This window comes from Treponema medium (assembly GCF_017161265.1).
GTDB classification, from domain to species: domain Bacteria; phylum Spirochaetota; class Spirochaetia; order Treponematales; family Treponemataceae; genus Treponema; species Treponema medium.
Genome location: NZ_CP031393.1, coordinates 427,380 through 437,684 on the forward strand (window position 1 = coordinate 427,380; position 10,305 = coordinate 437,684).

The following is a 10,305-nucleotide window of genomic DNA, read 5'->3' on the forward strand; positions in this document are numbered from 1 at the left end:
ATAAATATAAATCGCAAAATCAGGAGATTGGACAAGCATTTGAACTGCAAAGAAGTTCAACTCTGCTTGGACGGTCTCCTGATTTTGCGGGGATATAAAAAAATCTCTGATGCGTTTACCCAGTTTTGCTATAGTTGTTCGCCTGAGCGGATTTTTTCTTCAAAGCGTTCCAGCTCTTTGCCTTTAAGCCCGCTTTCTTTGCCTTGCAGTAGATTGCGCACGGCTTCCAATTCGGCGCCGGAAAAATGCACACCGGTTAAGATATGCTTTTCAAACGATTTTGTTGCAAACGGCGCCACATTTCGGCAAATCTCCAGCAGCACAAAGGCGTAATCGCGGATTTCCTTTTGAGCATGACTATCACAACGGAGCTTTAAGAAGTGAAAGAGGTTGTGTAAATCGATTTGCCAATACATTTCCGTGTATGCCGAAAGCGGTAAATTGATACGGGCAAGTTCCCGCGCCAGTTTTGTATCGATAAGGGCACTGTATTCACGGTAGGCCGTCTCCTGCTGTGCGTGCAGGGTATCCCGTATCTGCGTCCGCACCTCAAGCGGCGCCGGTTCGCTCATACGTCCCTGCCGGTTATCCGTACTTTGGAACGCGATATCCTCGGACGCAGGCAGATAACATTCATCCCGCATAATCGAATACCGCCCTGAAATTTCGTTAAGTCGCGCCGTCCGGTGTCGCACCCATTGCCGCGCAACAAAAATCGGCATTTTTATATGGAAGGTCAGGACAACCTGCTCAAACGGGGACGTATGCTGATGCCGTAAGAGGTAATCAATCAGCCCCGCATCTTCGCGAACACTTTTTGTACCATCTCCATACGACACCCGTGCCGCTTGTACAATACGCGCATCTCCGCCGAGATAATCAACCAACCGGACAAAGCCTTTGTCCAACACCTTATATTCTTTATCAAGAATTTCTTCCGCTGCGGGAACAATACAATGAGCCATATCTCATATATCGGTATTTTTCTGTTGCGTACTTAATTGATACCGTCAAGCGGGAGATGCCCCTGCGGTTTAAAATCGCCGAGCAATGCTCCGAAACCCGCGGTAAACGAGACCGGCGCGTAGCTGTAAAGAGCAATCGCCGTGGGTATCTCCGGGATACCCGACAAGAACACCGGCGAAAGGCAGGAGAAAATAATATACCGTTTGTTAGGATAGGCTTTATAGAGCCGCTGTAAGACTTGGAGCGATGACTCGTTTGCAAGGCAGAAGATGACAGTATCACTTGCAGCCGCCTTGGTAAAAATGCCGTCCGACAGATTACTCGTTTTGGCGGCGGGAAAACGTTTTAACCCTGCCTGTAAAAAAGCGGAATATGAACCGGCAAGCAGTATCTTTTCCCCGGTTTTAGGTATATACGGAATGTATTTGCCGCGAACAACGGTAATCGCTCGTGCGGCAAGAGAAAGAAAGAATGCCTGTCCTTCGGCGTCGGGCAGCTTTTCGGGAATAGCATATACATCGGGATACAGCGGTACTGCATTGCCGCTTTTAAAATACCGGAGTTTTGTTTCGATAATTCTGTAGGCCGCATCCTTAACCCGCAACCTGAAAGCTTCGTTGGTCTGCATCCGCTGTAAATTTTCCGTCCAAAATGCATCATAGAGACGCGGCGTAGTAGAAGATTCGATAATATCGTTTCCCGCCTCCAGTGCGAGCTGTACCGCTTTGGCAACTGTGCCGGCATAACGGATTGCTCCGTGCATCATCATATCGTCGGTGATAACCAAGCCTTTAAATCCGAGCCGTCCGCGTAGCACGGTTTGCAGTAAATATTGAGAGAACGAGGCAGGCTCTCCGTGTTCGGATACGGCGGGAAAGTGTAAATGTCCGGTCATAATTGCCGGCACCTCCGCTTCGATAAGGTATTGAAACGGTACCAGTTCGCGGTTATAGAAGGTCTCTTTGGAGATGTCAATGCTCGGCAGCTTTCCGTGGCTATCAAGCGCGGTGTCCCCGTGTCCGGGAAAATGCTTGGCAGTGGTCAGTACGCCTGCCTTTTTACTCCCCTGCATAAAGGCACGGGCTAAAATTCCCGCTGCCTCCGGCGATTGCCCGAAAGAACGCGGCCCAATAATAGAAGATTCATGATTGGTATAGAGGTCTACTGTCGGTGCAAAATTGAGATTGATGCCAAGCGCTGAAAGCTCTCGGGCAATATAAAAGCCTTCGTAGTAGGCGTCTATCGGATAACCGGAGGCGCCGATAGCGAGATTACCGGGCGTTTCCGACGTGCGTCCTTTAACGTGGCGTATCCAGCCGCCTTCCTGATCGGTTGCAACAAAGAGCGGGATACGGAAGCGGGTACTGTTGGCCTTTTTTTGTAAAAGGCTGATAGCTTTCGCTAGTTCAACGCTGTCCTCAGTATTCCAGCCGAATATTTTGATACTGCCGAGGCTTCGCTCGGTAATCCAGCTCATTAAAAGGTCGGTCGGCGCCTGCCCCGCCCATCCGAACATAAACGTTTGGGATAGCAGCTCTTCGTCGGTCATCGCCTCCGTAATCCGGCCGGCAAGTTCCGCGGCGGGTACTGCGTCGTAAAAATCGGGCAGGGTTTTAAGTACAGTAGTTTGAGCTTGAGCATTCAGTTGAGTGTTGAACTGTGGTACTACCAGCAGTGCGGCGCCGAATAAGACGGCGGCAAAAAGATGTTTACGGTGCAAAGCGGTTAACTGCGCAGGGTATCGATGTAAGCTGCTGCCGTATGAGCGGCAATCGCGCCGTCGGCAACTGCGGTAACTACCTGCCGGAAAGACTTAGCGCGCACATCGCCCGCCGCGTAAAGCCCTTCGATAGAGGTACGCATATCCTCATCGGTAACGATATAGCCCGTTGCATCCTTCGTTGCGTCGGGGAATAATTCCGTTCTGGGATTCATACCGACAAAAAGGAAGACTGCATCGCAGGAAAGTTCCCGCTCCTCCTGCGTTTTTACGTTCCGCAGTACAACTGCCGTTACCTTATCAGCTCCTTTTATTTCCGTGACGGTCGTATCGAATACCGCGGTTATATGAGGATTGTTCAATGTCCGGGTAACGAGCGCCTTTTGCGCACGGAAAGTGTCGCGGCGGTGCACCATCGTAACGGTATCCGTCAGATTGGCAAGAAAGAGCGCTTCATCGCAAGCGGCATCCCCTCCGCCAACCACAACGATATGTTTGTTCCGAAAGAAGGGACCGTCGCAGGTAGCGCAGTACGAAACGCCTTTCCCCTGTAGCTCTTTTTCGCCCTTTACGCCGAGGCTGCGGTGCTCCGCCCCCGTCGCAAGAATAACGGCAAGCGCCGTGTAGGTTGTTCCGGCGGTTTGCACGGTGAAAGTTTTATCTCCGTTTTTTGTAACGGCTTCCACCTTATCGGACTCAAACTCCGCCCCGAAGCTTGTCGCTTGTTTACGCATATTTTCGGAAAATTCAAAGCCGTTAATCGGTTCGGCATAGCCGGGATAATTTTCAAGTGAATCTATTAAAATCGCCTGTCCGCCCGGCGCTTTTTCTTCCAGCACTAATACTTTTAAGTTTGATCGGCACGCATATTGCGCCGCCGCCATACCCGCCGCGCCCGCACCGATAACGATAATATCATAATTTGTATTCATATTCATTATTATAATGTACGAAAAAAGCCCCCCTTGGTCAATTGAACATATACGGGGCAAACTCATTAGCATCTTTTTACATCTCCCTGCAAAATCAGAAGACTGATGCATCTGTCCTTTTTGTTAATAAATTACACAAAATTTCATAACAAACAAAGTTTTGCACAAAAGGCAATGCGCAAGCTTGCAGAAGAGGGGACAAAATAGTACACTCATGCACAAATTGCGGCGGATGGATCTAAAAATTTTAATTTTTCGGAGCCGCCAAATGCTTCTAAAGACAGTATCTTTAGGGGCTTTTACTTTTCTTATGTGATCCGGAGGTTTTATTATGCGGTTTGTTCAAATAATGAAAGACAAGGCGAAAGAATATCACAATCGCTTGGTTTTGCCTGAAGCAACGGAAGCTCGTACTTTACGTGCAGCTCGTATGCTTGTCGATCAACAAATTCCCGCGGAATTATTTTTAGTCGGAAAGAAAGCCGAGGTTGAAGAAGCCTGCAAAAAAGTAGGGGTTACAACCGATGGTTTTACTATTATCAATCCTGAACATTCCGAATGGACGGAAGATTTTGCTGTAGCATTATACGAAAAACGGAAGGCTAAGGGAATGACGCCTGAGGAAGCAAAAAAAGAGATGCACGATCCTTTACGGTTTGGCGCGATGATGCTCGCACAGGACAAGGCCGATGCGATGGTCGCCGGTGCGGAAAACACCACAGCAAACGTATTGCGTGCAGGTCTTACCATCGTCGGCGTAAAGAAAGGCGTTAAAACTGCTTCTTCCTGCTTTATCGTGGATACAAAGAGTACCGAATGGGGGACAAACGGTGTATTGATTTTCTCGGATTCTGCGGTTATACCCAACCCTACCGCCGAACAGTTAGCGGATATCGCAACTGCGGCAGCCGAAAGTTATCGTGCCTTTGTCGGCCATGAACCTGTTGTTGCACTCCTTTCATATTCGACAAAAGGTTCCGGCGGTGATAAAGATGAAAGCCTCATCAAAGTACGTGAAGCGGTTAAGCTGCTGGATGAACGAAAGGTCAATTTCTGCTATGACGGTGAATTGCAGCTTGATGCAGCGCTCATACCGGAAGTAACCGATAGGAAAGCGCCCGGCAGTCCTATCCGCGATAAGGTAAATACCTTGATATTCCCCGATCTTAATTCCGGAAATATCGGGTATAAGTTGGTACAGCGCTTTGCAAAAGCAGATGCTTACGGCCCCTTTATGCAGGGGTTTGCGAAACCGTTATCGGATTTGTCCCGCGGCTGTTCAACCGAAGATATTGTCGTAACGGCAGTTGTAACACTCGTACAGGCCGGTAAAAAATAAACCTGAGCCGTTTATTCGTGCAAAGAGTTGACTACCCCGACACTCTGCGTCGGGGTATGTTGATTTTAGAAGGAAGACGACCACATCACACAGCTACAGCAATACCGCGGTGTAATAGGTGTAATATCTGATGTATTTATGCTGTTGTACGGATTAAAATTCGTTATCAAAAATAGACGATTCGAATAAACGGTCTAACTCTCGTTCAGAGTACCGTTTGGAATTTAAAAAATTTTCTTTTACCAGTTCTCGAGTTTCTTTATCTAAAACCAGCCTCTTTTCGTCCCGTAGATAAACGACCAAATCTTCAAATACCGATAATGGAAGCCATGGAAAAGCAATATCAAAAATATTATACCATGCATAGTATTGCTTCATATTTTCATCGGTTAACAACGCCCCTTGATCTTTTAACCGATCGCGGGTCACTGGGTGAATAGTAAACACCTTTTCATTTAATAGATTGCAATAATCCTCGGCAGAGAAAAAGGCACCGGTTTTTCTAATCAGTTCGGTTTTTTCAACAGATGGAACATCAGCTAATATAGAAGCTGTTACAAAATTAAGCCCTTCTTGGCTGATTTTGCTTAGTTCCTTACCTTCGCTTTCTGCCAAAGTAAGGCTTTCCTTTAACAGTCCTTTTTCCAAAAGCGGCTTTAAAATATCTATGGCTTCCATAATTTTTAGTATAACCGAAAGGGCAATAAAAAACCAGCCTATCTTCTTTTTGCACACAATTTTTTTAAATTTTATACTTTTTTAAGAAAGACGGGCAGCCCACACCACAACCGTCACAAAGGGCGGTTATTCTACGTGGAGAAATACAAAAACGCTTCAGGTTCGACCTCCCTGATATTCACCGAAGGGCATCAGCTTTTAAAAGCCAGCGGTAAAACTCCATGCCGCTAACAGGTTTGTCGGGTTCAAAGTTTTTACCGTCTGTAAGCGGCACAACATCTTCTTCTACCGTACCGACAATAGCATCAAAGTAAATGCCGTCCATCATCACATCAGGGATAGGCAGCCGCCGTTTGCTGGTGTAATAGCGTGTGTATTTCTTTAAGCGAAGTTCATCATTACCCACAATTAAATGCCATAAAAACAACGCAGCATCTTTTTTTGATGCAAAGTCGTTGAGGACATCCCGCTCCGGATGATACCATCCGTTTTTTTGCAGGTAATCGGCAAGGAGCGGCGGCTTCCACTCTGCAGTACCGGTTATAAAATCCAGTGCGTTTGTAGAATCTTGTGTCAGTATCGCCATTTCTACCAATGAAAGAGGGGATGCTTGTAATATCTTTTCGGAAGATTTTCGAATGGAAGCGCCGTCTAGTGTGTAAAGTTGTAGACTTTGCTCGCGCTGTTCACTGTAGAGCCGTTGATATTCTTCAGGCAAAAATGAGAGTGAAGCATCAAAAGCTGCGAGTGCATTCCGATAATCTTTTACCGAAAAGTATAACCCTCCGAGTTCTGCTTTCAGCCGATAATAGGTTGGATTTTGTATGAGCCGCTCTTCCAAATATGCTCTCCGCTTTTTCTGATCGGAAATGAGCCGCGCTGAAACCAATTGGACATATTCATCATATTCATTTTGTTGCTTTGCCACAGCTAATCGCTTCCGCGCTTCATTCGGTTGTTGCTGCAATAGGTATACGTCTGCAGAAAGTGCATACAGCCGCGCCAAATACGAAGGATCGGTAGACGGCTCCCGCAACACGGCATCGATATTGGCCTGTATCCGCTTGAGCTGTTCCGAGTTGTACCGTATCCGTTGCGAAACGATAGCTGCTTCAAGCGTTTCAAGTGTTTTTTCACGGGCAGCTCCCGCATCACCCGAATAGCGGATATCCGTTTGTATGGAAGCGCAAGAGATGCTGCATAGGGTACAAAAAAGGATCATCGCAGCCATAATCGGTGATATAACCAGCGTTAACCGTCTCCGAGGCTTTGTTATAGCAGCATCCTTAACAATCTGGTACCAAAAAAATTGAGCGTTATGGTTACTCATAGCTCGGCTCCTTTCCATATAATAGGCAGACTTTGCCGCAATTTTTCATTAACTTCTATCTTATAGAGGAAAGGATTTTTTTTCAATGATGCAATTTCGTTCAAAAGGAAGGTATACGCAACCACATACGAACGCAGTAGTTTTTAGAAACTGATACCGTTCTACACTGTGGTCGCAGCATGGGCGACAGGTTAAAAATTAAAAAACTTATTATATCGGGCATCTCTAAAAATGTCGGTTTTTAGGGATGCCCCGATCCTTTGTATAAATCGATTAGGGATAGGTGCGGCGGGGTTTCTCCTGAGCGACATTAACACGGAGACGGCGTCCTTCGAATTCCTTTTCGTTTAATTCTGCAATAGCATTTTGCGCAGCTCCCTCATCAGCCATTTCAACAAATCCGAATCCCTTTGAACGATTGCTGAACTTGTCTTTAATTACAACTGCCGAGACAACTTCGCCGTAAGTGCCAAACAAGTTTGACAAACCTTCTTCCGTGGTTGCGTAGTTTAAATTCCCTACATAGATTTTCTGAGCCATACTCAAATCCTTTTTACCTTTTGCGGTACTAAATAATGAATCCATACGGAAACAATTTCTATGAGACCTTTATTTGATTATGTAAGCTGAACTTTCGGCTCTATCATTAATGGAAACAACGATCACGTAGATGAGCTACTGTAACATAGTTTCGCTAAGCGGTCAACCAACCAATACACGCAGGCCAGGGATTCCGCATTATAAATAAAAACACATGAAATCTATGTTCTAAACCATAGAAAAGTCTTTACACTTGAAGGTATGAAGCCTTTTTTACGATTAAAAACTTGGTTTTTTGTTACGTATAGCAGTGGTTTCACTGAATTTTATCTACAAAAGCTTATAATGCGGAATCCCTGACACGCAGGCAAACGCATCAGTCCGTTTTTTTAACATCCCCGCAGAATAAGAGAGATTATTCGACCAGAGTTGAACCTCTTCGCGGTTCAAATGGTCTCATAACCTCTTTATTCTGCGATTATGGTCTACTCTACCTGATGCGTTTGCCTGTTTGTTGGAAAAAAATGTGCGAAATTTTGTTTCCGTAAAATGTAACGGTTGTGAAATTTCGCACAGAAAGAAAACAACTTCTTAAAATATTTTTGATGTGGTTGTCATAACACGTGTGTCAGACGAATGACGCATACATAAAAAAAGGCTTACGCACTTTTGTGTGTAAGCCTTTTTGTGTTATGCACAGAATTGATGTGTGCGGAGATTTTTATCCCCCGGCGCTCTTCGTCAATGCGCTGCGTCGGGGAGATTGATTAATACATTCCGCCCATACCGCCCATGTCGGGAGCGGGAGCTGCCGGAGCGTGCTTTTCAGGAAGGTTCGTGATAGCGCACTCGGTGGTCAGCAGGAGGCTCGCAATAGAAGCGGCGTTCTGCAATGCGGAGCGGGTAACCTTGGCGGGGTCGATAATACCGACCTTCATCATATCTGCCCATTCCATTTTTGCAGCATCAAAACCGACGCCGCGCTTCTCTTTTGCTTTTTCCGCAATAACAGCGCCGTCAACTCCAGCGTTTTCCGCAATCTGGCGGATCGGTTCTTCAAGAGCGCGCTTTACAATCTTAAAGCCGATCTTTTCATCTTCAGTCAGCTTGGAAATATCAGCCTTATTGAGTGCGTCAGCAGCCTGAATCAATGCAAGACCGCCGCCCGGTACAATACCTTCCTCGATAGCAGCGCGAGTAGCGTTCAAGGCATCCTCTACGCGGTGCTTCTTTTCCTTCATTTCCACTTCGGTAACGGCGCCGATCTTAATAACCGCAACGCCGCCTGCAAGTTTCGCAAGGCGTTCCTTGAGTTTTTCGGTGTCATATTCGGAAGAAGAATTTTCAATCTGCTTCTTAATCTGAGCGACACGGTCGCTGATATGCTTTTTATCGCCTGCACCGTCGATAATCGTTGTGTTCTCTTTATCGATTTTGACGCTCTTCGCCTGACCGAGTTGGCTGATATCGGCTGTTTCCAGCTTTAATCCCAATTCTTCGGAGATAACCTGTCCGCCGGTCAAAATAGCGATATCTTCGAGCATTTCCTTGCGGCGGTCGCCGAAACCGGGAGCCTTTACCGCACAAGTTTTTAACGCACCGCGGAGGCTGTTTACAACTAAAGTTGCCAATGCTTCGCCTTCAACATCTTCTGCGATAATCAAAAGCGGGCGGCCGGACTGTGCGACTTTTTCCAAAAGAGGCAACAAGTCTTTCATTGTAGAAATCGTCTTGTCGTGGATTAAGATATACGGATTGTCGTATACGGTTTCCATACGGTCACGATCGGTTACAAAATAGGAAGAAATATAGCCGCGGTCAAACTGCATACCTTCAACATATTCGGTAACAGTTTCCATTGTCTGCGCTTCGCCGACATCGATAACACCGTCTTTTCCTACGCGGGCAATGGCATCGGCAAGGATTTTACCGATTTCCTGATCGTTGTTTGCGGAAACGGAAGCAACATGCGCAACTTCTTCGGAGCCTTTAATCTCTTTGGCGTTTTTCTGAATGTCGTCTACAGCAATTGCAACAGCCTTATCCATACCGCGCTTTAATTCAAGCGGGGTCATACCGGCGGCAACGGCTTTTAAGCCTTCGCGTACCATAGAATAAGCCAAAACAGTCGCAGTTGTGGTTCCATCACCGGCGACATCGTTGGTCTTTGTGGCAACTTCTTTTAAGAGCTGTGCTCCCATATTCTCAAACGGATCTTCCAATTCAACTTCACGGGCAACCGATACACCGTCTTTGGTAACGGTCGGAGCGCCGAAGCTTTTATCCAGTAAGACATTGCGCCCTTTGGGGCCTAATGTAACTTTTACCGCACTTGAAATTTGTTCAACACCGGAAAGCAGCTTTTTCCGTGCTTCTTCATTAAACAGCAGTTGTTTTGCCATCTTATGAACTCCTTCATCATTATAACTGAAATTATGCTACGTACTGTAGTTTTTAACGATTCAACGTTCACTGGGTTAAAAATCTCGTAAACGTTTAAAAAGATATGATAGTAACATACAAAAAAAAAGCTAAACCGGCAAGTGATTCCAGAAACCAGTTATAAAATCGACGGGTATTCCTAAAAATCTTATCGGATAACCTCTAAAAACCGCAAGTTTATCGGCTTGTTCTGTAATGACGTAATTATCGTATCCGCTAATACGGATTTCGAATCAGTTTTTAGAGTTATCCACTGAATTTTAAGAATAAACCTGTTCGGAAACTTCCGTTTCTGAACAGGTTACCTTGAAATGCGATGTTCTAAATCGTAGGTTTATTTTCAGCCGCTGAAATAGCG

8 protein-coding genes are annotated in these 10,305 nt (G+C 46.0%); 1 reads left to right on the forward strand and 7 read right to left on the reverse strand.

Annotation, left to right across the window (positions count from 1 at the left end):
* Positions 1-128 precede the first annotated feature (128 nt).
* Genes thyX through trxB form a run of 3 tightly spaced genes read right to left on the reverse strand, consistent with a single transcriptional unit; the run spans position 129 to position 3,618 of the window.
* The gene (gene thyX, locus DWB79_RS01875; protein ID WP_016522368.1) at positions 129-965 is read right to left on the reverse strand and encodes an FAD-dependent thymidylate synthase; all 837 of its coding nucleotides are present in this window, start codon (positions 963-965) and stop codon (positions 129-131) included.
* 32 nt (positions 966-997) lie between these two features.
* The gene (locus tag DWB79_RS01880; protein WP_016522369.1) at positions 998-2,686 is read right to left on the reverse strand and encodes a glycoside hydrolase family 3 protein; all 1,689 of its coding nucleotides are present in this window, start codon (positions 2,684-2,686) and stop codon (positions 998-1,000) included.
* A gap of 5 nt (positions 2,687-2,691) precedes the next feature.
* Complete coding sequence (gene trxB, locus DWB79_RS01885) at positions 2,692-3,618, reverse strand: thioredoxin-disulfide reductase (RefSeq protein WP_040859340.1); 927 nt, start codon at positions 3,616-3,618, stop codon at positions 2,692-2,694.
* 331 nt (positions 3,619-3,949) lie between these two features.
* Between trxB and pta the strand changes: the two genes are divergently transcribed.
* Positions 3,950-4,957, forward strand: coding sequence for a phosphate acetyltransferase (pta, locus tag DWB79_RS01890; RefSeq protein WP_016522371.1), 1,008 nt, complete (start codon positions 3,950-3,952; stop codon positions 4,955-4,957).
* 153 nt (positions 4,958-5,110) lie between these two features.
* Here pta and DWB79_RS01895 read toward each other — a convergent pair whose 3' ends face one another.
* The 4 genes from DWB79_RS01895 to groL all read right to left on the reverse strand — a co-directional run bounded on the left by DWB79_RS01895 (position 5,111) and on the right by groL (position 9,907).
* Complete coding sequence (locus tag DWB79_RS01895; RefSeq protein ID WP_016522372.1) at positions 5,111-5,635, reverse strand: hypothetical protein; 525 nt, start codon at positions 5,633-5,635, stop codon at positions 5,111-5,113.
* A 178-nt stretch (positions 5,636-5,813) separates the two neighbouring features.
* Positions 5,814-6,965: a tetratricopeptide repeat protein gene (locus DWB79_RS01900; protein ID WP_016522373.1), complete on the reverse strand. Its 1,152-nt coding sequence runs from the start codon at positions 6,963-6,965 to the stop codon at positions 5,814-5,816.
* Between the two features lie 273 nt (positions 6,966-7,238).
* Complete coding sequence (locus tag DWB79_RS01905) at positions 7,239-7,505, reverse strand: RNA-binding regulator (protein ID WP_016522374.1); 267 nt, start codon at positions 7,503-7,505, stop codon at positions 7,239-7,241.
* 767 nt (positions 7,506-8,272) lie between these two features.
* Positions 8,273-9,907 (reverse strand): chaperonin GroEL, encoded by a 1,635-nt coding sequence (gene groL, locus DWB79_RS01910; RefSeq protein WP_016522375.1) that lies wholly within the window; start codon positions 9,905-9,907, stop codon positions 8,273-8,275.
* Positions 9,908-10,305 lie beyond the last annotated feature (398 nt).

Bases quoted from the DNA above. Each gene is read 5' to 3' on its own strand.
- thyX (WP_016522368.1), bottom strand. From the start codon at position 965: ATGGCTCATTGTATTGTTCCCGCAGCGGAAGAAATTCTTGATAAAGAA.
- trxB (WP_040859340.1), bottom strand. From the start codon at position 3,618: ATGAATACAAATTATGATATTATCGTTATCGGTGCGGGCGCGGCGGGT.
- pta (WP_016522371.1), top strand. From the start codon at position 3,950: ATGCGGTTTGTTCAAATAATGAAAGACAAGGCGAAAGAATATCACAAT.
- DWB79_RS01895 (WP_016522372.1), bottom strand. From the start codon at position 5,635: ATGGAAGCCATAGATATTTTAAAGCCGCTTTTGGAAAAAGGACTGTTA.
- DWB79_RS01900 (WP_016522373.1), bottom strand. From the start codon at position 6,965: ATGAGTAACCATAACGCTCAATTTTTTTGGTACCAGATTGTTAAGGAT.
- DWB79_RS01905 (WP_016522374.1), bottom strand. From the start codon at position 7,505: ATGGCTCAGAAAATCTATGTAGGGAATTTAAACTACGCAACCACGGAA.
- groL (WP_016522375.1), bottom strand. From the start codon at position 9,907: ATGGCAAAACAACTGCTGTTTAATGAAGAAGCACGGAAAAAGCTGCTT.